Source organism: Micromonospora sp. WMMD1082, assembly GCF_029626175.1.
In the GTDB taxonomy this organism is placed as follows: Bacteria; Actinomycetota; Actinomycetes; order Mycobacteriales; family Micromonosporaceae; genus Micromonospora.
This window is the reverse complement of record NZ_JARUBM010000002.1, coordinates 1,404,493-1,425,294: the sequence shown is the minus strand read 5'-3', so window position 1 is coordinate 1,425,294 and position 20,802 is coordinate 1,404,493. Positions and strand designations below refer to the sequence as shown.

Here is a 20,802-nt window from a genome sequence, read left to right as displayed (position 1 = left end):
ACCGGCGGCCCCCGGTCAGACCTCGTGCACCTCCAGGACGCGGGTCTCCGGCGCGGCCTCACCGAGGCTCGTCCGCAGTGCGGTCCGCTCCGGATCGGCCAGGAACGCCTCGTAGCCGGCCCGGGTGTCGAACCGGATGACGTGCACCTCGCTACGCCCGTCGCCGGTACGCAGTCGCCGCTCCAGCCGGGCACCGTGGCGCGGCAGCAGGGCGAGCACCGTGTCCTCGTACCGCTGGCCGACCTCGACCCCGTCGGGCGGCATCGCCACCAACGCGACCAGGCGCACGGCGGCGGCCGGGTCGGTGACCAGGGACTTCCAGAAATGGTGGTCGACGTGGCCGCCCGGGATGCCCTCCCGACGGCCGGTGTCGAGATAGCCGTGCCGACGGTAGAAGCCCGGGGCCTGGAAGGAGAATGAGGCGACCGAGATCTCGGTGCAACCCCGCCGCCGGGCCTCCTGCTCGGCCGCCGCCAGCAGCCGCCCGCCCCAGCCCTCGCCGCGGCGCTCCTCGTGGACCCAGACCATGTTGATCCCGGCACAGGCACCCCAGCTCCACCCGGTCAGCCCGGCGATCAGCTCACCGTCTCCGCCGGTGACCCGCACCGAGAGGTCCGCCTCGTCGCCGGCCCCGGTGGCCTGCTGGTTGAAGGCGGTCAGCTCGGCGTCCAGCCGGGCGGCCAGTTCCGCGTCCTTGCCGAGCACGCGCAGACTGGCGCCGGCATGGTTCTCCTGGGTGCTCATGGCCGGAGTATCGCAACGCTCCCTCGATCCCCGCGACCCCGTTGCTGTTGCCTCCGCTGCGGCATCGGGCGGGCCAGCGCCGGCGGGCCCGCGGGTCAGGCGGGGATGCCGAGCGCGGCGGCGCTGGCCATCCAGAGCCGCGCCGCGAGTCGCGGGTCGGCCGCCCTGCGCAACGGGCGGCGCGGGCGGCAGTCGAAGTAGTAGCCGCCGTTGATCAGGCGGGACCGGTCCTGGTTGGCCAGCCACACCAGCGTCCGCGCACCCTTGACCGGCCCGCGCAGGGGCAGCAGCCGCATGCCCAGGGCGACCACCCGGCTCTCGTTGCCGAAGCGGGTCCGCACCACCCCGGGATGGAAGCAGTACGAGTCGACGCGCGGCCACCTCCGCGCCGCCTCGGCGGTGAACAGGATGTTCGCCTGCTTGCTGGTGCCGTACGCGGACAGCGGGCGGTAGCGGCGCAGCGGCGCGTTGAGGTCGTCGGGGTCGAGCGCGCCGCTGCGGTGCGCGCCGGAGGCGGTCACCACCATCCGACGGACCCGGTCGGCCAGCAGGTTGCCGAGCAGGAAGGGAGCCAGGTGGTTGGCCTGGATGGACAGCTCGAAGCCGTCGACGGTGGTGACCGGTTGCAGCACGATCGCGCCGGCGTTGTTGGCCAGCACGTCGATCCGGTCGTACGCGGCGCGCAGCTGCGCGGCCAACTGCCGGACGTCGTCGAGGACGGCGAAGTCGGCCCGGAACACCTCGGGCCGCTCCCCGGACGCCTCGCGTACCTCGTCGGCCGCGACCCGCAGCCGGGACGGGTCGCGACCGACGAGCACCACCTGGTCACCGCGACGCGCCAGGTCGATCGCGGCGGCCAGTCCGATGCCGGAGCTGGCCCCGGTGATAACCACCAGTCGACGGTCGGTGCGATCTGCCACAGGTCCATTCACCGCGGTCACGGCATGAGGTTACCGTGACGTCACCAACGTCTTAGTGATCGTTAAGTCAGGCGGGCCCGGCGCTGTCGCCGGTCTCCGCGCACGCCCGCCCAGACCTCGGGCCGGGGCGGGCGTGGCGGTCAGACGGAGGACGAGTTCGCGATGGCGAAGGCGATCGCCACGCCGTAGCCGATGATCACCAGGGCGAGCAGGCCGGTGAGGATCCAGCCGACGATGATGGCCGCCTTCGCCATCCCCTCGCCGCCCTCGCCGGTCTCCCGGATCTGGCGCATCGCCACGTGCCCCATGATCGCGCCGATCGGGGCGGTGATGCACGAACCGACCCCGATCAGGGAGAGCACCAGCGCGACGATGGCCAGCGAGTTCGTCCGCTGCTGCGGATAGCCGTAGCCGGGCGGCGGGGGATAGCCGTAGCCGGGCGGGGCCGGCGGGTAACCGGCGGGCGGGGCCGGTGGATAGCCGGCGGGCGGGTACGGCGCGGCGGCCTGCGGTGAGCCGGGGTCCGCCGGCACGCCGGCGTACGGGTCGGCGGCCGGCTGGTACGGGTCGTACCCGGTGGGCTGCGCCGGCACCTGCGGCTGCGGGCTCACCGGCAGGGTCGGGTCGACGGGCGGGCTGGACGGCTGGCCGGTCGACGCGGGGTCGGGCCAGCCGCCGGACGGCGGGGGCTGTGTCATCGGGCTCTCTTCCGTCGCGCTGTTGTGGCGCAGTCAGGGTAGTCATCGCCGCGCACATCGCGACGCGCCCGGCACGGGGGTGCGCGTTGCCCGGCACGGCGGCAGAGGGCAGGATCTCGGCATGGGGATTGACGCGCGCGCGGCGGACCGTTCCGGCAACAGACCGAGACGGGACGTCAGCCGTCCGGGTGCCGGCCGGCGTACCCGCCCGGCCACGGCGCCCGCGCCCGGCGACCAGGACGCGCCGGCGTCGCTGCCCGAGCCGGTGACGATGCGGTTGGACGGCAGGGTCGCGCTGGTGACCGGGGCGGGCAGCGCGGACGGCATCGGGTACGCCACCGCTCGCCGGCTCACCGACCTCGGCGCCCGGGTGGCGATCGTCTCGACCACCCGGCGCATCCACGAACGGGCCGGTGAGCTCGGGGTGACCGGTTTCGTCGCCGACCTCACCGACGAGTCGGAGGTGGGGGCGCTCGCCGACGCCGTCGCCGAGCAGCTCGGTGACGTCGAGGTGCTGGTCAACAACGCCGGCCTGGCCAGCCGTGCCAGCCCGGAGGTGCTGCGCCCGGTCGCCCAGCTCAGCTACGAGGAGTGGCGTGGCGAGATCGACCGGAACCTCACCACCGCGTTCCTGTGCAGCCGGGCGTTCATCGGCGGGATGGCCGAGCGGGGCTGGGGCCGGATCGTGAACCTGGCGGCGACCGCCGGGCCGGTCAACGCGCTGCCCACCGAGGCGGCGTACGCGGCGGCCAAGGCCGGCGTGGTGGGGCTGACCAGGGCACTGGCGATGGAGATGATCGCCGACGGGGTGACGGTCAACGCGGTGGCCCCGGGCACCATCTACACCGCCGCCTCGACGATGGCCGAGATCAAGCAGGGCCTCGGTACGCCGGTGGGGCGCCCCGGCACGCCGGACGAGGTGGCCGCGGCGATCACGTTCCTCTGCTCGCCGGCCGCGTCGTACATCACCGGCCAGATGCTGGTGGTCGACGGCGGTAACAGCGTGCGGGAGGCCCAGTTCCGCTGAGCCCCGTTCCGGGGGCCGGCCCCCGGTGCCGCTCTCAGGTGCGGGTGCCGTCGGAGCCGGCCCAGAGCACCAGCGCGAGCCAGCCGCAGCAGGCCACCAGGAATACCCCGGTGAAGACGTAGCTGAGGATCAGGCCCCAGGTGGCGAGCTGCTCGCCCTCCTCGCGGCTGGTCCGGAGCTGGCGCTTGGCCAGATGCCCGAGGGCGATGCCGGCGGGGGCGAAGACGAACGCGAAGACCAGCGACAGGATCGCGAGCACGTTGGTGCCGCCGCCACCTCCGGGGGGAGACGGCGGGCCGTACTGCCCGTAGGGCACCTGCGGGGCGTACGGCGGTTGCTGTCCCCACTGCTGGCCGTGCGGCGGCTGACCCGGGTGTTCGTACGACGGTTGCCCGTAGTGCGGCTGCTGCCCACCCGGCGGCTGTCCGTACGGCTGTCCGTAGTGCGGCTGCGGCCCGCCGGGCGGTGGCTCGTACGGCGACGGCGGCTGGTCCGGCTCGTAGGGCGACGGCGGCTGGTCCGGCTCCGGTGGTTGGCCCACGCTCTCCTCCTCCGTCCCGCCGTACGGCCTCCGCGCGGCCGTTCGCCCGGTGGGCGACGCCCTCATTGCGGGACGCTACCCGCAGCGGTGAACTTTCACAGCGGAGTACGAGATCGGGCGGCTGATGCGGGAGGCACCGCTCAGCCCAGTCGGGTGAGGTTCGCGGCGGCCCGTTCGACGATGAGGCAGCGGTCCTCGACGTAGTCGATCCCGGCCTGCTGCGCGATCTCACGTGCCTGCCGGGACACGATGCCCAGCTGCAACCAGACCGCTGGAGCACCGATCGTCACCGCCTGGCGGACCACCTCGACGGCGTCCTCCGCCGGCCGGAACACGTCGACCAGATCGACCGGGTGCGGGATGTCGGCCAGGGACCGGTAGACCGGCTCGCCGAACAACTCGTCGGCGGTCGGGTTGACCGGGATGATCCGCCAGCCGTACCGCTGCATCTCGGCCGGCACCCGGTGCGCGGCCTTGAACGGATCGCGGGACGCGCCCACGACGGCGATCACGGCGGAGTCGGCGAGGATCTGCTGAGCGGAACGCACCCGCCGACTGTAACCCCGCCCTACCGGCGCCGCCGGCCCGGCTGCCCTAGAGCAGGCTGAGCTGTTCCGGTGCGGGTGGCGACGGGGGCACCGCACGGTGGTCGCCGCGTTCGGGGCGGTGCAGCCCGTGGCGGCGGGCGGCGATGCGCACCCGGGCGGTCAGCTCCCGCTGGTACGGCTGCGGCGCGTAGGCGCCGGACCGGAACAGCTTCCGGTAGCGGGGGACCAGGTGCGGGTGCTCCCGGGCGAGCCAGTGTGCGTACCACTCGCGGGCGCCGGGGCGTAGGTGCAACGGCAGCGGCGTCACGCTGGCCGCGCCGGCGGCGGCGATCGCCGCGACGGTGGCCTCGATGGACTCGTCGGAGTCGCTGAGGCCGGGCAGGATCGGCGCCATCAGCACCCCGACCTCGAATCCGGCGTCGGAGAACTGGCGTACGGCATCGAGTCGCCGGCGCGGGCTGGGCGTGCCCGGCTCGACCGAGCGCCACAGCCCTTCGTCGACGAAGCCCACGGAGAAGGCGACGCCGACCCGGGTGATCTCGGCCGCCTGCCGCAGCAGGGGCAGGTCACGCAGGATCAGGGTGCCCTTGGTCAGGATCGAGAACGGGTTCGCGAAGTCGCGCAGCGCCTCGATGATCGGCGGCATCAGGCGGTAGCGCCCCTCGGCCCGCTGGTAGCAGTCGACGTTGGTGCCCATCGCCACGTGCGCGCCCCGCCAGCGCGGTGCGGCCAGCTCGCGACGCAGCAACTCGCCGGCGTTGACCTTGACGACCACCTGCCGGTCGAAGTCCGCTCCCGCGTCGAAGTCAAGGTACGTGTGAGAGTTTCGGGCAAAGCAGTATAAACAGGCGTGGCTGCAGCCACGGTACGGATTGATCGTCCACTCGAAGGGGACGCGCGATGTGCCGGGGACGCGGTTGAGGATCGACTTGGCGCGCACCTCGTAGAAGGTCATCCCCGCGAAACCGGGCGTGTCGAAGGTGCGGACAACCGCGTCGGGCAGCGCCAGCGGCAGGGGTGGTGTCGCTGGCGCTGCCCGTCCGGGAACTTCCTCCACCGGGGGAGCGGTGAGGTTCTCCCAGCGCATGAACTCATTCGAACATACGTACGACGCCCGCGCAAGCAACTCGCCGTCGCGCCGGGCGTGCGAGGTCGTTGGTGTCGAGCCGGGCGTCAGTGCTTGTGTTCGGCGAGCTTCTTGCGCACGTCCTCCATGTCGAGGGCGCGGACCTGCTCGATGAGGTTCTCCAGGGCCGACTCCGGCAGCGCGCCCGGCTGGGCGAAGACGATCACTCCGTCGCGGATCGCCATGATGGTCGGGATGGACCGGATGTCGAACTTGGCGGCGATGTCCTGCTGCGCCTCGGTGTCCACCTTGCCGAAGGTGATGTCCGCGTGCTTCGCCGAGGAGCGCTCGTAGACGGGGGCGAACCGCTTGCAGGGGCCGCACCAGTCGGCCCAGAAGTCAACCAGCACGATGCCGTTGCTCTCGGTCACCTGGTCGAAATTAGCCGTGGTCAGCTCGACGGTTGCCATCTGAATCTCTCCGATCACGCGGAACAGCTACGTCTGGTGGAACCCGGGCGTACCCCATCGCATTCCCGACGTGGTGCCGCCGAAACCCTGGCTCCGGCCCGGCTGGGGCCTTTGTCCGCATCGACCGCCGTCGGTTCCGCCAGCGTTCGCATGTGCAAATGCATGTCGCACTTGCGTCACCGGCCGTGATGGGAGCGTTTCCAGTGAGATCAACCGGCAATCGGGCCCGTGTGTCAGCAATTTCGGCGTTGACTAGCACCTATTCGACCTGCGGAGATCGCTTCATGACTGATGATCAGTCACTCTGGGTAATGTAACAAAAAGATAAATGTGACCTCGGTCTCTGTGCAGCCGGACGAGCGTACGGCAGAATCTTGAACATCAGAGCGTGGGCGGCGGGTGCCGGGGAGGGCCCCGCCGCTCATTGCGTCCGGCCCCGGCCGGTGGCCATCGGCCCCGCCCGTCGCGCCGCCTCCGGCACCTTCCACCGCGACCCGAGCTACGGCGAGTCCACCCTGCCGGGCGAGCGGGGAGGTCACGACGCCCTCGACCTCACGACGGCGCGCCGTAACGGGTTCACTCCGGACCGGCTCCGGTCCTCGTTCGGCCGCATATGCTGGCGCCGGAGGTCCCGCCATGAGCAAGCGAGGCGAGCGAATCACCATCACGACTACCACCACCCCGACGATCTACTCCGCCACCGAGTGGGATCTGCTCACCAACCTGCCGGGACGGGTGATCGTGGCGACCGCGCAGCCCGGCCCGGGGCGACCGTTCCGGGGCGTGGCCGCCGGGCTGGCCGGTCTGGACGCGATGGCCGCCGGTCGAGCCTTCGACAGCGACCTGGTCCGGGCGGTGGTGGCCGCGATCTACTCCCGGCACGACGGGGTACCCGCACCGGCTGCCCAACTCGTCGACCCGGTGGACGTGCTCGCCGGCTGCCGGGCCGTCGTACGGGTGCTCGGCCGCCGCGCCGACCCGGCCGACTCGGCGGCGTACCGGCAGTGGGTGCAGTCGGTCGCGGCCCGCGTCTGCCGCACCGCGTCCGCGATGACGCCGGGCGGCGCGCTGGCCCCCGCCGACCGTCGCTTCCTCGATCGACTCGGTGGAGCGCTCGCCCTGCGCTGACCGGGCCAGCCGGCCCTGGCGTGCCTAGCCCTCGGCCCGCCCAGCCGGCCTGCTCAGCCTGGCGTGCCCAGCCCCTGGCGGTGCCCACCCGCGGCGCCGGCAGGCCGGGCGGCGGAGCGTAACCTGCGTGACCGTGACCGGTGAGCAGCCCGACGTCGGCGTGGGACCCTGGCCCGGGGACCTGCCGGATGATCCCCGCTACGACCCGGAGCTGCTCGCTGCGGGCGACCGGCGCAACGTGGTCGACCGCTACCGCTACTGGCGGCGCGAGGCGATCGTCGCCGACCTCGACCGGCGACGGCACGACTTCCACGTGGCGATCGAGAACTGGCAGCACGACCTGAACATCGGCACCGTGGTCCGCAACGCCAACGCGTTCCTCGCCGCCGAGGTGCACATCGTGGGCCGGCGGCGGTGGAACCGGCGCGGCGCCATGGTCACCGATCGCTACCAGCACGTACGCCACCACGAGACGATCGAGCAGTTCGTCGCCTGGGCGGCGGGGCATGCTCTCCCGCTGATCGGGATCGACAACCTGCCCGGCTGCCGTCCGCTGGAGACCACCACGCTGCCCCGGCGGTGCGTCCTGCTCTTCGGCCAGGAGGGCCCGGGCCTGTCCGACGCCGCCCGGAACGCCTGCGATCAGCTCTTCTCCATCGCCCAGTACGGCTCGACCCGCTCCATCAACGCCGGCGTGGCAAGCGGCATAGCCATGCACGCCTGGACCCGCACCCACGCCACCCCCTAACCCACCCCCTCCTCTCCCCACCCCGGCCTCCCGCCGGCCTGGGCGTTGATCATGAAGTTGTTGTCGCGACACGCCGGGCGGGGTGACAACAACTTCATGATCAACCGGGTGGAGGGGTCGGGGGCTCGGCTTGACGTGGGGCGGGCGGGGGGTGACGGTGGGGAGGTGACTGTTGCGGTGAGTTGTCCCAGATGCGGTGGATCGGTGCGGCCGCCGGACCTGATGCACGGCGAGTCCCGCTGCACCGACTGCGGTCCGATCGCGCCACTGCACGTGCCCGAGCACATCGGCGCGGAGATCGTGGCCAGCGTGGTCAATCACATCCGGGCCGCCACCCCGCCGCAGTCTCCGGCGGTTCCGCTGTGGTGTCCGTGGCCGCTGCCTCCCGGTTGGACGACGACCGGCGTGGCGTGGGCCGGCGACGACCGGCTCGGGGTGCGCGCCACGGCGGTCGCCTGCGCCGGTCCCGCCCCGCTCGGTGGCGGTCCGGCCGACGTGGTCTTCGTGGCCGAGGAGCCCGGCGTGGGCCTGGGCGCGCGGTACGCCGGTGTGCCCGGCCCGGACGCCGGCCCGGAGTTGGCCGAGGCGCTGACCGACCCGGGGCCGGGACACGCCGGGCATGTCGGGCGCGCCGGGATCAGAGTGGCCGGCCATCCCACTCCACTATGGTTGGTGAACTCGCTGCCAGATCGAAGCGCGTACGCCGGCGAGGCTCGGGGAATGTGGCTGTATGCGATAGCCTGGCCGGCGAGTGCGGGGCATCTGCTCGCGGAGGACGTGCTGCTGCACGACCTGGTCGAGTGGACACCACCCGAGCTCGTGTATGGCGCACCATCTCCGTACCTGCACGGGAAGGCCTGACAAGCCCCCGGAATGTCGGAGAACGGACGCAGATATTCACGGTAAGACACCACGCTGATACTCTGGGTGCCGCTGCGGTAATGGGACCCGGCGCCGCGCGAGAGGATGGCCCGCCATGGTCAAGAAGGTCCTCACCTGGGCCGGAATCGCATTCTTGATCTTCTTCGTCGCCTACCGGCCGAATTCCGCCGCGGACGTGTTCAAGTCGCTGGGCGGCGGCATCGTGGACATCGCCCAGGGCTTCGGCGACTTCTTCACCTCCCTGGTCGCCTAGTCTCCGATGGGAAGCCCCTCCGGCCCACCCTTCGATCCCGACGACCCCGACCGGGCCCGCCGGGAACGCGACACCGAGCCGATCCCCCGGGTCGACCCCGACGACGGGCCGGGCTACGGCTCCGGCGCTGGTCTCTCCGACGGTCCGTCCTTCTCCGACGACGCCGGCTACGGCGACGGTCCGGGGTACGCCGGCGAGGGCCGGTCAGGCCGGACCTGGGTGCGCGATCCGGAGGCTGGCTACCTTCCCCCGCAGATCTCCGAGGAGGAGCTGGCCGGGCTGCGGGCCGACGCGAGCGGTGCCACCCCCCGGCGGGTGCTGCCGTTGGAGGACGAGCCCAGCTCGCTGGTCGCCCGTTACCTGTTTCCCACCGAGCGCTACCGGGGCGAGTGGAAGCGACACTGGATCCACCTCGTCACTCCGATCATCATCGGCGTGGCCGCCACGTTCGTGCTCGGCTACCTCTCCGGCTTCCTCGCCGGTCAGGATGTCGGCGCGCTCACCACGGTCGCGGTCCTGCTCTGGTTCGCGGTGATGGGCTGGGTGGCGTGGCGGGTCGCCGACTGGTGGTACGACCGATTCATCCTGACCAACAAGCGGGTCATGGTGGTCAACGGGATCATCACCCGGCGGGTCGCCATGATGCCCCTGGTCCGGGTCACCGACATGAAGTATGAACAGTCGCCGGCCGGCCGGGCGCTCAACTACGGCACCTTCGTGCTGGAGTCCGCCGGTCAGGAGCAGGCGCTGCGCGAGGTCAAGAACCTGCCCAATCCCAACGAGCTCTACCTGCGCGTCGTCGAGGAGATGTACGAGCCGCAGGCGGTCGAGGCGCGGCTGGGCAAGGAGCAGGACGAGGCCAAGGCCGACGACGGGGCCTGAGCAGGCGCTTGAAACTTTTCGACCGAACATCGGAGATGTTGGCACCTTTCGTCCTCGTCCCTCTGGTCCGGCTGTGGCAGGCTGCGGCAGGATCAGGCACGGAGGTGGCGCGTGGCCGACAGCAGCCCGCTGGAAGAGGAGTTCCGTGACTTCGTCACGGCCCGCTCCGGCGCCCTGCTGCGGACCGCGTACCTGCTCACCGGCGACTGGGGTATCGCGGAGGATCTGCTCCAGACCGCGCTGACCAAGACGTACCTCGCGTGGAAGCGCCTGGGCAGGATCGAGGCGATCGAGCCGTACGCCCGCCGCGTGATGGTCAATACGTCGACGAGTTGGTGGCGGCGCCGCTGGCACGGCGAGCGCCCGACCGAGGTGCTGCCCGAGCGCGCCGCCGCCGACGAGATCGAGCAGCAGCTGGACCGGGACGTGCTCTGGCGGCACCTGCGGGCGCTGCCGGCCCGGCAGCGTGCCGTGCTGGTGCTGCGCTTCTACGAGGACATGTCGGAGGCGCAGACCGCCGCTCTGCTCGGCATATCGCCGGGCACGGTCAAGAGCCAGACCTTCCGCGCGCTGGCCACCCTGCGCCGCCGGATGGGTGCGGAGGAGACCTTCGGGCAGTCCGCTCGCTCCACGTCTGTCGCCAGCCAGCCGCCGCCAGCCAGTCAGCCGGCCGACACCCTTCCCGAGCACCCGCTGGCCGGCACGTTGCCCGACCATTCGCAGGCCGGCGCGCACCCGGCGGGCACCGCCCTCGGGGGGGCCGACGGCGCCGATGACCGGAGCGACGGCCGGGCCGGCCAGGCGGAACCGTTGCCGGTGGCGGTACCGCGGCCGGGCAGTGCCCTGGTCGGAGAGCGACGGTGAACGCGGCTTCCAGAGGTCGTGACAACCCGGACGGGGCTCCGGATCGTTCCTTGAACGTGCCGCTGACGGAGCTGGAAGGTGCCGTCCGGGAGGTGTTCTCCCGGCAGGTGGCTGCGCCGCGCGCGGTGGCGGGCGATCCGGCGAGTGCGGTGATCCGGCGGGCGAACCGGATCCAGCGCCGCCGCTCCCTGACCGGGCTGAGCCTGGCTGCGGCGGCGATCGTGCTGGTCAGCGCCGGCGGTATGCACCTGCGCGACGGCCCGCCGGGCGGTTCGGTGGTGATCGGCGAGCCGGATGAGTCGCCGGCCGTCACCCGGACCATGCCGCCGCCCGGGCCGGATACCGAGAGTCCGGTCGCCGAGGTCGACCTGGTGTTGGGGCGGACGATCGCCACCGCGCAGGGTCGGCGGGTGCCGCTGCTCGGTGCCGGCGTGGTGGAGCGGGCGCACCGCCTCACCGACGGCCGCGGCTGGTTGGCCGTGGGGGCACCGACGATGGCCGGGCGCTTCCTGTGGGCGGTGGCCCCGGACGGCGCGGCGCAGGTGTTGCTGGCCGGTGCCGACGAGATCGTTCTCGATCGGGAGGGCCGGCAGGTCGCCTGGAAGCAGGGCACGGAGCTGGCCGCCGCCGGGATCGTCAACGGCGAACTCGTCGCCACCGTGCGCGCCGAGGCGCCGGCCGAGGCGGTCCTGCTGCGGTTCGTCAACAATGCGGTGCTGGTGCGGTTGGCGCCCGACCGCCCTGGTCACGTGCTGTGGCGCCGGAATCCCGGCCCGCTGGACCGGGGCGGCGACCGGGCCAGCGTCAGGGTCTTCGACGCGCTGCCGGACGGGCGCCTGGTCGGCGAGGTCGCGCGAGGTGCCGGGCAGCCGGCCTGCCTGACCCTGTTGGACCCGACGCGGGATCTCGTTCCCGCCCAACCGGAATGCGGGCCGGAACTGGATGGCGACGGCCGGGGTTCGGTGTCACCGGACGGGCGCTGGCTGCTGGTCAACGGTCGGTCCGGCGGTCAGCACTCGGCGCTGCTGGTGGACCTGGAGCGGCTCGAACCGTCCGCCGAGGTGCGGCGGGCCGGTCCGGCGATGACCGGCACCGTGGCCTGGAGTGCGCCGGACACGGCGTACTACGCCGCCGCCGGCGACCTGCTCCGGTTCTCCGTCGACCGGGCGGGCGCCAGCCGCCCCGCGGCCCGGGTCGCGCTGCCCAGCGTCGCGGCCGGGGAGCCTCCGGTGGTGGTCAGCGGTGCCTGACCGGACCTCCGGTGGCAGCGGCCGATGATCCCCCGGATCGACCTGCACACCCATTCCACGGCCAGCGACGGCACGCTCAGCCCCGCCGAACTGGTCCGCGCCGCCGCCGAGGTCGGCCTGGACGTGGTGGCGATCACGGACCATGACACCACCGGCGGTTGGGGGCCGGCGCTGCGGGCGCTGCCGTCCGGGCTGCGTCTGGTCCGCGGCGCGGAGCTGTCCTGCCGCTGGTACGGGGAGGAGCCACCGGTGCCGCTGCACCTGCTGGCGTACCTCTTCGATCCGGACGCCCCGGAACTGGCCGCCGAGCTGGCCGGGGTGCGGGCCGCCCGGGTGGAGCGGGGGGAACGGATCGTGGCGTTGCTGCGCGCCGACGGCATCGACGTGGACTGGCCGCAGATCCTCGCCCTGGCCGGCGGCGGGACGGTGGGCCGTCCGCATATCGCCCAGGCGCTGATCCGGGCCGGTCTGGTCGCCACCACCACCGAGGCGTTCGGGCCGGACTGGTTGGGGGAGCGGTACCGGCTGCCCAAGGAGGACATCGAGGTCTTCCGGGCCGTCCGGCTGATCCGGGCGGCCGGCGGTGTGCCGGTGTTCGCCCATCCGCGGGCCAGCCGGCGCGGCCGGATCGTCCCGGACGAGCTGGTCGCGGGGCTGGCGGCGGCGGGCCTGGTCGGCCTGGAGGCCGACCACGAGGACCACTCGCCCGCCGAGCGGGCGCACGTACGCGGGCTCGCCGCCGAGCTGGGCCTGCTGGTGACCGGCTCGTCGGACTTCCACGGCACCCACAAGACGGTCCGGCTGGGTGCCTTCACCACCAGCACCGAGGCGTACGAGCGGATCGTCGCCGCCTCCTCCGGAGTGATCGAGGTCGCTTCGGGCTGACCCGGGTTCCGGCCCCGACGCCCACGGCTACGGTGACCGTGTGGATCTCAAGCTCTTCGGTGAGGTCTTCGTGACCCTGCTGGTCATCGTCGACCCGCCGGGCATGATGCCCATCTTCCTCGCGTTGACCGGCCCGCTGGCGGCCCGGGAGCGCAACCGCGCCGCCTGGCAGGCCGTCGCGCTGGCGCTCGGCGTGATTGTGGTCTTCGCGGTGGCGGGTCAGACGCTCCTCGCCTACCTGCACGTCGACCTGCCGGCGTTGCAGGCGGCCGGTGGGTTGCTGCTGGTATTGGTCGCGCTGGAACTGCTGACCGGTAAGGCCGACGACCCGACGAAGCAGGCCACTTCCAACATCGCCCTGGTGCCGCTGGGCACGCCGTTGCTGGCCGGACCCGGCGCGATCGTGGCGACGATGCTCTTCGTCCAGCGCGCCGACGGGGTGGCGGACTACTCCGCCATCGCCACCGCGATCGTCGCGGTGATGCTGACGGTCTGGATCGTGCTGCGCTTCTCCGGCGGGATCGTGAAGGTCCTGCGTCCGGGTGGGATCGAGGTGCTCACCCGGATCGCCGGCCTGCTGCTGGCCGCGATCGCCGTGCAGCTCATCGCGGACGCGATCGCGGCGTTCGTGACCAACTACAGCGGCGGCGGCTGACCACCGGCGGCGTTCTGTCGGGGTTGGATGGCAGGATCGCAGTGTGCGACGAGCCTCCCCATCCGGACGACCCGCCGCCGGTGGCCGCGCGCCCCGGCTCCGCGACGCGCAGCCCGAGCAGCTCGGCTTCGAGGGCATGCCGGAGCGGCTGTTCGTCTGCACCCCGAGCAAACTCGGCGCGTACGCTGACTGCCCCCGGCGCTACCGCTACTCCTACGTCGACCGTCCGGCGCCGCCGAAGGGCCCGCCCTGGGCGCACAACTCGCTCGGCGCCAGCGTGCACACCGCCCTGAAGAACTGGTATGCGCTGCCCGCCGACCGGCGCCGTCCGGAGGTGCTGCCCACCCTGCTCAAGGGCACCTGGGTGCGCGACGGCTACCGCGACGACGAGCAGGAGCGGGACGCCTACCGGCGCGCCCTGGGCTGGCTGGAGGCGTACGTCGGCGGGTTGGATCCGGCCGACGAGCCGGTCGGGGTGGAACGCGTGGTGGCGGTGAAGACCGGGGTGCTGGCCTTCAACGGGCGCGCCGACCGGATCGACTCCCGGCCCGGCCCGGACGGGTCCGAGCTGGTCATCGTCGACTACAAGACCGGCCGCACCGGGCTGGACGGCGACGACGCGCGGGGCTCGCAGGCGCTGGCACTCTACGCGTACGCGGCCGAGCGGGTGTTCCGCCGACCGTGCCGTCGGGTCGAGCTGCACCACCTGCCCAGTGGCACGGTCGCCGCGCACGAGCACAGTGTCGAGTCGCTGGCGCGGCAGGTGACCCGGGCCGAGGAGACCGCCCGCGACATCATGGCCGCCGAGCGGTCGGTCGCCGACGGCGGAGACCCCGACGACGCCTTCCCGACCACCCCCGGCCCGCGCTGCGCCTGGTGCGACTTCCGGCGCAGCTGCCCGGCGGGCGCGGCGGTGCCGGGCAAGGAGCCATGGGCGGCGGTCGAACGCTCCGCCGCGCCGGCCGTCGAGCAGGACTGATCGGCCCGAGCAGGACTGATCAGTCGGCGGCCGCCAGCCGAGCGGCGCGTTCCTTGGCCGCGCGCTGCATCGGGCCTTCCCGCCAGTCGCGGGGCAGCGCGGTGAGGGCGAGCCGCAGCGCGCGTACCGTCACGTCCGCCGACAGGGCGGTGGTCGGCAGGCCCAGCCCGCCGTACAGCCTCCGCGCCCAGGCCGGCTGCAGGGCGAACGCGGTGCCGGCGACGCCCAGGTACGCCCATCGGGGCGGCCCGAGGTTGAGCCCGACCCGGGCGGGCAGGCTGAGCCGCCGCCAGGGCAGCGGCGGGGCGGTCAGGAACAGGGCGGTCTCGGCGGCCTCCCGGGTCATCCGCAGCTCGGGTCGGATCCGCCGGTAGTAGTCGGCCACCTCGGCGGCGGTGCCGGGGACCGTCTCCGGGGCCAGCCCGACGAGGACGGCGGTGCGGCGCTGTTCGGTGTAGTAGCGGTCCACCTCGTCGGCGGCCAGCGGCACGCCGGCCCGGCGCGCGGTGTCGAGGAACGACTCCACCTCGGTGACATGCACCCAGCGCAGCAGCTCCGGCTCGTCGATGCGGAACCGCTCGCCGGTCGCTGGATCGACCGCCGTCAGCCGGGCGTGCAGCCGGCGCAGCCGCAGCCCGGCCTTTTCCGCCTCGGCGGTCGTGCCGTAGATGGTGGTCCCGACGTAGTCGGCGGTGCGGATCAGGCGACCCCAGGCATCCCTGCGATAGTTGCTGTTCTGCGCCACGCCGGCCATCGCCCGGGGATGCAGCGCCTGGAGGTAGAGCGAGCGCAGCCCGGCGACGAAGAGGATGGGCTCCTGGTGCAGTTTCCAGGTGACCGAATCGGGGCCGAACAGGCCGACGTCGACGGAATCCACCCGTCAAGGGTGCCACGCCGGGTCGATCAAGCGGGCCGTCAGTCGTCGGCGACGCGGCGGGCCTGGCAGGTGGGGCAGAGCCCCCAGAAGGTCACTTCCGCCTCGTCGACCTGGAAGCCGTGGGCCGTGTCGGGGTCGAGGCACGGGGCGGCACCGACGGCGCAGTCGACATCGGCGATAACGCCACAGCCCCGGCACACGACGTGGTGGTGGTTGTCGCCGACCCGGGCCTCGTAACGGGCGGGACTGCCGGCCGGCTCGATCCGGCGGGACAGCCCGGCGCGGGAGAGCGCACCCAGCACGTCGTAGACGGCCTGGGTGGAGACGGAGCCCAACTGCTCGCGTACCCGTCGGGTGATCTCCTCGACCTCCAGGTGACCGCCCTCGGCCAGGACATCGAGCACGGCGAGGCGCGGCCGGGTGACCCGTAGGCCTCTCGCCCGGAGCAGGTCCTCACGGCCAGACATGCGTCAATGACAGCACGGCCGCCCCGAGGCGACAACCGCCCGTCCGAATCGGTCGCGTCGTCCCGACCGGGGCGAGCGGCTTGAACCCCGCCGGTCGGCGATGCGTGTGGAGCAGCGGGGCCCCTGGCGGATCGACCAGGGCACCGTACGCTGACATTCCACGATCATCTACCCGGAGGTGCCGATGTTCGAGAAGGTGTTGGGCCTGCCCGTGCACGTGCTGGTGGTGCACGCGGTCGTCGTCTTCGTGCCGCTGCTGGTGCTGCTCGCCCTCGCGTACATCGTGCTGCCCCGGTTCCGGTCCCGGCTGGACTGGGCGTTGGCGGTCCTGGCAGTGGTCGCGCCGATCACGGCGTGGGTCGGCGTGGAGTCCGGCGAGGCGCTCCAGGCCCGGCAGATCGCGCGGGGCTTCTCCGGCGAGATCCTCGACAAGATCAACGAGCATGCGGCGTACGGCGAGGTGTTGTTCCGCTTCACGCTGGGGCTCGCCCTGGCGGTCATCCTCCTGCTGGTGGCGACCAGCGGTCATCCGCGGGCGCCCAAGCTGCCCGGCTGGGTGCCGCCGGTGCTGTCGGTCGTGGTGGTGGGGCTGGGCGTCGCCGCTCTCGTCTACGTCTGGTTCACCGGCCACTCGGGTGCCGAGATGGTCTGGGGCAACACCTACGAGTGACCGGCGGCCGACGACCCGTGTGACGGCTCAGAACAGTGCTCGGGTGCAGAGCAGACACCCCAGGATCAGCAGGACGGCGCCGGCGACCGCGCCGATGATCCAGGTCACCCGCTGGGCCCGCTGCTCCTGCGCGTCCAGCGCGACCATGTCCTGCGCCGGCAACTGGCGGGGCGGCGCCGGTTGCACGTGCACCGGGGGCCGCCAACCGGGCGGTGGGGCCGTGGTGGGCGGGGGCCCGCCGTACCCCGCCGCGCCGGTCGGGCGGGGTGTGCCGTCCGGGGCCGGCTGGCGGCCCGACGGGGCGCCGGACGTCGACCCGTCGCCGGTGTCGGGCCGGCGCCATGCGTCGTCAGGGGCCGGACCGGGTCGGGGGGTCGTCACGCCGTCCGACGCTACCAACCACCGCACCGCCGTGTGGTCGGGCCGCGCCGACCCGAGCGCACTCCTCGCGCCGATCGCCCTCCGGCCGCGAGGTGCGGCATGTTGGGCCTTGCCGTCGGCGTGCGGGCCCGAGTTGCCGCCAGCCGTGGCCGGTTTACGCAGGCCCGACGTTGACGCGCGCGCCACGGGTGCGGCTGCGTTACCCTTGCCGCTCGTGACCATCCAGGATCCCGGCGGGCGGGGCGACGAGGACCGCACGGTCGACCTCAGCGACGACTTCGTGGTGCTGCCCGAGCAGACCGCCGACGACACCGACCAGGGGTGGGGAGAGCAGGGCGGCCGCAACGACGACTGGCTGCTCGCGGAGCGCCCGCCGCACTGGGACTGACCGCCTCCCCCCGCGAGGCGGGGGCCGGCGGCGGGATCAGGAGGTGCTGGCCGCGGCCGGCGCCTTGCTCGCGCCGCCGCCGCCGGAGGAACCCCCCGACGCGCCATTGCCAGAACCGGACGAGGCGGAACCGGACGACGACGTGCTTGACGAGGTGTCCGAGCTGGTCGAGCCGGAGGACGACTCCGACGCGCCCGACTTGCTGGTGGAGCCGTTCGAGGTGGTGTCCGACCCGGAGGAGCGGGAGTCGGTGCGGTAGAAGCCCGAGCCCTTGAAGACGATGCCGACGGAGTTGAACAGCTTCCGCAGCCGCCCCTCGCACGCGGGGCAGTCGGTCAGTGGCTCGTCAGAGAAGGACTGCACCGCCTCGAGCTGGTGACCGCACGCGGTGCAGGCGTACTGGTACGTGGGCACGTTCTCCTCCGGATCTGGGCACGGCCGGTTGGCACTCGACGTATTCGAGTGCCAATGGTGCGTCATCGGCCCCCGGTTCGTCCAGCGGAAGTGTGGGGCATGACACCTGGGAGGGCCGGCAGCGGGTGTAGACCGCCGGTCGGGGTGATCACCGCGCGTACCGTCCGGTCGTGCGGCTCGGCGGGCAGCACGTCCAGCAGCTCGCCATCGTGCAGCGGCACCACCGTGAGGACGGTCTGCGGCACCCGAGCCAGGGCCCGGTCGTACGAGCCGCCGCCCCGGCCCAGGCGTACGCCCTGGCGGTCCACGGCCAGCGCGGGCACCACGACCAGCTCGGCCGTGGCGATCGCGGTGACCCCCAACCCGGGGGTGGCCGGTTCGCGGATGCCCCGCCCGGCCGCGACCATCGCCTGCGGCCCCGCCCAGACGGCCCAGTCGAGGTCCAGGTCGTCGCGGAGCACCGGCAGCAGCAGTTTCCCACCGGAGGGCAACGCGTCGGCGAGCGTCGCCGGCAGGTCCGGGCCGCCCGGTTCGCCGCCCACCGGCGCGTACGCGGCCACCCGGTGCGGCCGCAGCCGGCGTACCAGGGCGGTCAGCTCGGCCTGGATGCGTGCCGCGGCGGTCGCGCGCTCGGCTTCGGGGCGGGCCCGGCGGCGCGCGAGCAGCTCGACCCGCGCCGCCCGCTTCGCGTCATGCGTCACTTCCGCTCCTTCAGCAAATTCCGGCACGCAACACTCCTCACGCAAGGCGCGTCTTGTCGTTGCTCTGTGTCAGCATCGCAGGCAACGGTCGCGCAACCTCCGGGGGGAAGTGTTGACGCTACGCGGGCGGTTGACCGCAGCCTTCCTGGCCGTGGCGTTCGGCCCGGTCCTGCTCGGTGCCGTCTTCGTCGCCTCGACCGTGACGGCCGTGGACCGTAGTCGCGCCACCGAACGGTTGGCGGTGGCCGCCAACGCCGTGCGTACCTCGATCGATGCGCTCTGCCAGCAACTGCGGGCCGCCGCGGACGCGGTCGCCCTCACCGCCGACCACGCCAATGCCGCGACCCAGGTGGTCAGCCGGGGCCTGGCCGCCGCCGTGCTCGTCACCGACGTGGCCGGGCGGGTCAGCTACGCCACCCCGAACGCACCGCCGGCCCCCTGGCGGGACTGCGCCTCGCCGGAACCGCCCGGCGGAGCGGTCGGCGCCCTCGTGGTCCGGGTGGAACTGCGCGACCCCGCCGGCGCGGCACTGGGTACGGTCGCCGCCGCTCAGCCGGTCGACCCGGTGCTCGTCGCGCGGCTCGCCGCGGTGACCGGAGTGGCGGTGACCCTGCTCGACGGCGCTGCCGCGCCCGTCCAGGCGGCCCACACCACCGAGTCCGCCGGTGGCCGCGACGCGGTGCTCGCCGCCGCTGCGGCCCTGCGTGGCGAGCACGTCACCGGCACCCCCGACGGCCGGTACGTGCGCCGGGCCGGCCCCACGGCCGGGCAACCGCTGCCCCTGGTGCTCTCCGTGCCCAGCGACCAGCCGCCCGGCCTGCACGCGGTGCTGGTCGCCGTGGTGCTGCTGGCCGCCCTGCTGGGAGTGACCGTCGCGTGGCGGCTGGCCCGGGTGACCACCCGCCCGCTGGTCGAACTGGCCGGCGCGGTCGACCGGGTCGCCGCCGGCGATCTCACCGCACGAGTGCCGGTACGCGCCGGCGACGAGGTCGGCCGGCTGGCCGTCGCCTTCAACCGGATGACCCGTGAGACGGACAGCTACCTGGCGGCGCTGGCCAGCAGCCGGGACCAGCTGCGCGGGCACCTGGCCGTGCTCGGCGACACGCTGGCCAGCACCCACGACCTGCAACGGATCCTGCGGGTGATCCTGCACAGCGCGCTTGCCGCGACCGGTGCCCGGGCCGGTGCGGTGCTGCTCACCGAGCCGGGGGGCATGCTCGTCGCCCAGTGCACCGAGGGGCTCGACGGGCGCCGGCCCGGTACCGGCACGCTGCGGATACCGGCGGGCAGCGGCGTGGTGGGCGCGGTCGCGGCGACCGGCCAGGCTCGCCGGGGCCGGGCGGGTCCGGCCCCGGCAGCCCCTGGCGATCCGCTCTGCCGGACGTACATCGCGGTACCCTTCGCCGCCCCCGCCGGTCGCGGTGAGCCCGGGTCGACCCGTCCGGCCGACAGCGACACCCCGCCAGGCAGCCCGGCCGGCGACCCGGCGGAACCGGCGCTGGGCGTCCTGGCCCTCTACGACCGGCTCGGCGGGGAGGAGTTCGACGACGACGACCTGATCACCCTGCGCACCTTCGCCGGGCACGCGGCGGTCGCGGTCGACAACGTACGCGTCCACGAGGAGAACCAGCGGTTGTCGCTCACCGACCCGCTGACCGGGCTGTGGAACTACCGCTACCTGCGCGAGTCGCTGCGTCGGGAGGTGGAGCGGGCCAGCCGGTTCGGCCGGATGGTGAGCGTCCTCGCCCTCGACCTCGACCGGTTCAAGAAGGTCAACGACACGTACGGCCACGCGGCCGGCGACACCGTGCTGGCCGAGTTCGCCCGGCGGGTACGCGGGGAGATCCGCGAGGTGGACCTCGCCTTCCGCCAGGGCGGGGAGGAGTTCGTGGTGCTGCTGCCGGAGACCGATTCGCGGGGCGCGACGATCGTCGCCGAGCGGCTCGGCGCGGCCGTCCGGGACACCCCGGTGACCGTGGTAGGGCACGCCGGTGTCCGAGAGCCGATCACGGTGACCGTCTCCATCGGTATCGCCGTCTTTCCCGACCACGCCGACACCGGCCCGCAGGTGCTCCAGGCGGCCGACGAGGCGTTGTACGCGGCGAAGGGGGCCGGCCGCGACACCTGGCGGGTGGCGGCCACCCGGGAGGCGTCGACGACCCGGGAGATGCCGGTGCCCCCGGCGGCGCGCACCCCGTCCGACGAGCTGCCGCGCGCCGGACCCGGTACCGCTCCCGGCCCCTCGGCCACGCCGGGCGGAGCCGCCGGAGCAGGTCGCGCCGGCACCGGCAGAACCGACCCGGCAGGCGGCGCGTCTTCCGGTCCTCACCCGCCGGGACGCGGCCCTGGCCGATAGTCTCGCGG

Annotated in this window: 26 protein-coding genes and 1 pseudogene; 15 read left to right on the top strand and 12 right to left on the bottom strand. The window is 73.3% G+C overall.

All coding sequences use genetic code 11. From position 1 onward, the window contains the following. Positions 1 to 15: 15 nt before the first annotated feature. The 3 genes from O7615_RS06700 to O7615_RS06690 all read right to left on the bottom strand — a co-directional run bounded on the left by O7615_RS06700 (position 16) and on the right by O7615_RS06690 (position 2,362). The gene (locus O7615_RS06700) at positions 16 to 744 is read right to left on the bottom strand and encodes a GNAT family N-acetyltransferase (protein WP_278176455.1); all 729 of its coding nucleotides are present in this window, start codon (positions 742 to 744) and stop codon (positions 16 to 18) included. A gap of 95 nt (positions 745 to 839) precedes the next feature. Continuing rightward, a complete protein-coding gene (locus tag O7615_RS06695) occupies positions 840 to 1,664 on the bottom strand; it encodes an SDR family NAD(P)-dependent oxidoreductase (protein WP_278182000.1) in 825 nt (274 codons plus the stop codon). Between the two features lie 140 nt (positions 1,665 to 1,804). Continuing rightward, entirely contained in the window at positions 1,805 to 2,362 is a 558-nt protein-coding gene (locus O7615_RS06690) for a DUF4190 domain-containing protein (RefSeq protein WP_278176453.1), read from the bottom strand. A 121-nt stretch (positions 2,363 to 2,483) separates the two neighbouring features. Between O7615_RS06690 and O7615_RS06685 the strand changes: the two genes are divergently transcribed. After that, entirely contained in the window at positions 2,484 to 3,389 is a 906-nt protein-coding gene (locus tag O7615_RS06685) for an SDR family NAD(P)-dependent oxidoreductase (RefSeq protein WP_278176452.1), read from the top strand. Positions 3,390 to 3,423: 34 nt separating this feature from the next. Here the strand turns inward: O7615_RS06685 and O7615_RS06680 are convergent, their stop codons facing one another. From O7615_RS06680 to trxA, 4 genes are all read right to left on the bottom strand, one after another. After that, entirely contained in the window at positions 3,424 to 3,930 is a 507-nt protein-coding gene (locus O7615_RS06680; RefSeq protein ID WP_278176450.1) for a DUF4190 domain-containing protein, read from the bottom strand. Between the two features lie 140 nt (positions 3,931 to 4,070). Next, positions 4,071 to 4,478 (bottom strand): CoA-binding protein, encoded by a 408-nt coding sequence (locus O7615_RS06675; protein ID WP_278176448.1) that lies wholly within the window; start codon positions 4,476 to 4,478, stop codon positions 4,071 to 4,073. Positions 4,479 to 4,524: 46 nt separating this feature from the next. Further along, positions 4,525 to 5,565, bottom strand: a complete 1,041-nt coding sequence (locus O7615_RS06670) for an Rv2578c family radical SAM protein (RefSeq protein ID WP_278176447.1) — start codon at positions 5,563 to 5,565, stop codon at positions 4,525 to 4,527. A gap of 86 nt (positions 5,566 to 5,651) precedes the next feature. After that, positions 5,652 to 6,014 (bottom strand): thioredoxin, encoded by a 363-nt coding sequence (trxA, locus tag O7615_RS06665; protein WP_278176445.1) that lies wholly within the window; start codon positions 6,012 to 6,014, stop codon positions 5,652 to 5,654. 636 nt (positions 6,015 to 6,650) lie between these two features. On the opposite strand from trxA, the gene O7615_RS06660 reads away from it, so the two are divergent. From O7615_RS06660 to O7615_RS06615, 10 genes are all read left to right on the top strand, one after another. After that, complete coding sequence (locus O7615_RS06660) at positions 6,651 to 7,142, top strand: hypothetical protein (RefSeq protein ID WP_278176443.1); 492 nt, start codon at positions 6,651 to 6,653, stop codon at positions 7,140 to 7,142. A 133-nt stretch (positions 7,143 to 7,275) separates the two neighbouring features. Next, positions 7,276 to 7,890: an RNA methyltransferase gene (locus tag O7615_RS06655; RefSeq protein ID WP_278176442.1), complete on the top strand. Its 615-nt coding sequence runs from the start codon at positions 7,276 to 7,278 to the stop codon at positions 7,888 to 7,890. Between the two features lie 108 nt (positions 7,891 to 7,998). Further along, on the top strand, positions 7,999 to 8,751 hold the full coding sequence (locus tag O7615_RS06650) for a TFIIB-type zinc ribbon-containing protein (protein WP_347405120.1): 753 nt from the start codon (positions 7,999 to 8,001) through the stop codon (positions 8,749 to 8,751). A gap of 115 nt (positions 8,752 to 8,866) precedes the next feature. Further along, complete coding sequence (locus tag O7615_RS06645) at positions 8,867 to 9,025, top strand: hypothetical protein (RefSeq protein ID WP_165942702.1); 159 nt, start codon at positions 8,867 to 8,869, stop codon at positions 9,023 to 9,025. A 6-nt stretch (positions 9,026 to 9,031) separates the two neighbouring features. After that, positions 9,032 to 9,907 (top strand): PH domain-containing protein, encoded by an 876-nt coding sequence (locus tag O7615_RS06640; protein ID WP_278176441.1) that lies wholly within the window; start codon positions 9,032 to 9,034, stop codon positions 9,905 to 9,907. Positions 9,908 to 10,018: 111 nt separating this feature from the next. After that, positions 10,019 to 10,771 carry a SigE family RNA polymerase sigma factor gene (locus tag O7615_RS06635; RefSeq protein ID WP_278176440.1) on the top strand — a complete coding sequence of 251 codons (753 nt, stop codon included), beginning with the start codon at positions 10,019 to 10,021 and terminating at the stop codon, positions 10,769 to 10,771. Between the two features lie 56 nt (positions 10,772 to 10,827). After that, positions 10,828 to 12,021, top strand: a complete 1,194-nt coding sequence (locus O7615_RS06630; RefSeq protein ID WP_278176439.1) for a hypothetical protein — start codon at positions 10,828 to 10,830, stop codon at positions 12,019 to 12,021. A gap of 24 nt (positions 12,022 to 12,045) precedes the next feature. Beyond that, the gene (locus tag O7615_RS06625; RefSeq protein WP_278176438.1) at positions 12,046 to 12,906 is read left to right on the top strand and encodes a PHP domain-containing protein; all 861 of its coding nucleotides are present in this window, start codon (positions 12,046 to 12,048) and stop codon (positions 12,904 to 12,906) included. A gap of 40 nt (positions 12,907 to 12,946) precedes the next feature. Then, positions 12,947 to 13,561, top strand: a complete 615-nt coding sequence (locus O7615_RS06620) for a MarC family protein (RefSeq protein WP_278176436.1) — start codon at positions 12,947 to 12,949, stop codon at positions 13,559 to 13,561. Positions 13,562 to 13,604: 43 nt separating this feature from the next. Further along, a complete protein-coding gene (locus O7615_RS06615; protein ID WP_278176435.1) occupies positions 13,605 to 14,540 on the top strand; it encodes a PD-(D/E)XK nuclease family protein in 936 nt (311 codons plus the stop codon). Positions 14,541 to 14,559: 19 nt separating this feature from the next. Here O7615_RS06615 and O7615_RS06610 read toward each other — a convergent pair whose 3' ends face one another. Further along, positions 14,560 to 15,417: an oxygenase MpaB family protein gene (locus O7615_RS06610; protein ID WP_278176433.1), complete on the bottom strand. Its 858-nt coding sequence runs from the start codon at positions 15,415 to 15,417 to the stop codon at positions 14,560 to 14,562. A gap of 38 nt (positions 15,418 to 15,455) precedes the next feature. Next, a complete protein-coding gene (locus tag O7615_RS06605; protein ID WP_278176431.1) occupies positions 15,456 to 15,884 on the bottom strand; it encodes a Fur family transcriptional regulator in 429 nt (142 codons plus the stop codon). Positions 15,885 to 16,068: 184 nt separating this feature from the next. Between O7615_RS06605 and O7615_RS06600 the strand changes: the two genes are divergently transcribed. Continuing rightward, positions 16,069 to 16,554 (top strand): DUF2231 domain-containing protein, encoded by a 486-nt coding sequence (locus tag O7615_RS06600; protein WP_278176429.1) that lies wholly within the window; start codon positions 16,069 to 16,071, stop codon positions 16,552 to 16,554. Between the two features lie 27 nt (positions 16,555 to 16,581). Here the strand turns inward: O7615_RS06600 and O7615_RS06595 are convergent, their stop codons facing one another. Continuing rightward, complete coding sequence (locus O7615_RS06595) at positions 16,582 to 16,935, bottom strand: hypothetical protein (protein ID WP_278176428.1); 354 nt, start codon at positions 16,933 to 16,935, stop codon at positions 16,582 to 16,584. Positions 16,936 to 17,149: 214 nt separating this feature from the next. On the opposite strand from O7615_RS06595, the gene O7615_RS06590 reads away from it, so the two are divergent. Continuing rightward, entirely contained in the window at positions 17,150 to 17,323 is a 174-nt protein-coding gene (locus tag O7615_RS06590; protein ID WP_278176427.1) for a hypothetical protein, read from the top strand. Positions 17,324 to 17,366: 43 nt separating this feature from the next. Further along, positions 17,367 to 17,582, top strand: a complete 216-nt coding sequence (locus tag O7615_RS06585) for a hypothetical protein (RefSeq protein ID WP_278176426.1) — start codon at positions 17,367 to 17,369, stop codon at positions 17,580 to 17,582. Between the two features lie 14 nt (positions 17,583 to 17,596). Here the strand turns inward: O7615_RS06585 and O7615_RS06580 are convergent. Then, positions 17,597 to 17,803: pseudogene (locus O7615_RS06580) on the bottom strand (FmdB family zinc ribbon protein); the annotation flags it as partial. Continuing rightward, on the bottom strand, positions 17,800 to 18,438 hold the full coding sequence (locus tag O7615_RS06575) for a 5-formyltetrahydrofolate cyclo-ligase (RefSeq protein WP_278176425.1): 639 nt from the start codon (positions 18,436 to 18,438) through the stop codon (positions 17,800 to 17,802). The pseudogene O7615_RS06580 and the gene O7615_RS06575, both read right to left, overlap by 4 nt. A 112-nt stretch (positions 18,439 to 18,550) precedes the next feature. On the opposite strand from O7615_RS06575, the gene O7615_RS06570 reads away from it, so the two are divergent. Beyond that, positions 18,551 to 20,794 carry a diguanylate cyclase gene (locus O7615_RS06570; RefSeq protein ID WP_278181998.1) on the top strand — a complete coding sequence of 748 codons (2,244 nt, stop codon included), beginning with the start codon at positions 18,551 to 18,553 and terminating at the stop codon, positions 20,792 to 20,794. Positions 20,795 to 20,802: the final 8 nt, after the last annotated feature.

Excerpts from the sequence above, each read along its gene's own strand:
- O7615_RS06605 (WP_278176431.1), bottom strand. The coding sequence starts at position 15,884 with ATGTCTGGCCGTGAGGACCTGCTCCGGGCGAGAGGCCTACGGGTCACC.
- trxA (WP_278176445.1), bottom strand. The coding sequence starts at position 6,014 with ATGGCAACCGTCGAGCTGACCACGGCTAATTTCGACCAGGTGACCGAG.
- O7615_RS06600 (WP_278176429.1), top strand. The coding sequence starts at position 16,069 with ATGTTCGAGAAGGTGTTGGGCCTGCCCGTGCACGTGCTGGTGGTGCAC.
- O7615_RS06645 (WP_165942702.1), top strand. The coding sequence starts at position 8,867 with ATGGTCAAGAAGGTCCTCACCTGGGCCGGAATCGCATTCTTGATCTTC.
- O7615_RS06685 (WP_278176452.1), top strand. The coding sequence starts at position 2,484 with ATGGGGATTGACGCGCGCGCGGCGGACCGTTCCGGCAACAGACCGAGA.
- O7615_RS06670 (WP_278176447.1), bottom strand. The coding sequence starts at position 5,565 with ATGCGCTGGGAGAACCTCACCGCTCCCCCGGTGGAGGAAGTTCCCGGA.
- O7615_RS06690 (WP_278176453.1), bottom strand. The coding sequence starts at position 2,362 with ATGACACAGCCCCCGCCGTCCGGCGGCTGGCCCGACCCCGCGTCGACC.
- O7615_RS06660 (WP_278176443.1), top strand. The coding sequence starts at position 6,651 with ATGAGCAAGCGAGGCGAGCGAATCACCATCACGACTACCACCACCCCG.
- O7615_RS06625 (WP_278176438.1), top strand. The coding sequence starts at position 12,046 with ATGATCCCCCGGATCGACCTGCACACCCATTCCACGGCCAGCGACGGC.
- O7615_RS06640 (WP_278176441.1), top strand. The coding sequence starts at position 9,032 with ATGGGAAGCCCCTCCGGCCCACCCTTCGATCCCGACGACCCCGACCGG.
- O7615_RS06700 (WP_278176455.1), bottom strand. The coding sequence starts at position 744 with ATGAGCACCCAGGAGAACCATGCCGGCGCCAGTCTGCGCGTGCTCGGC.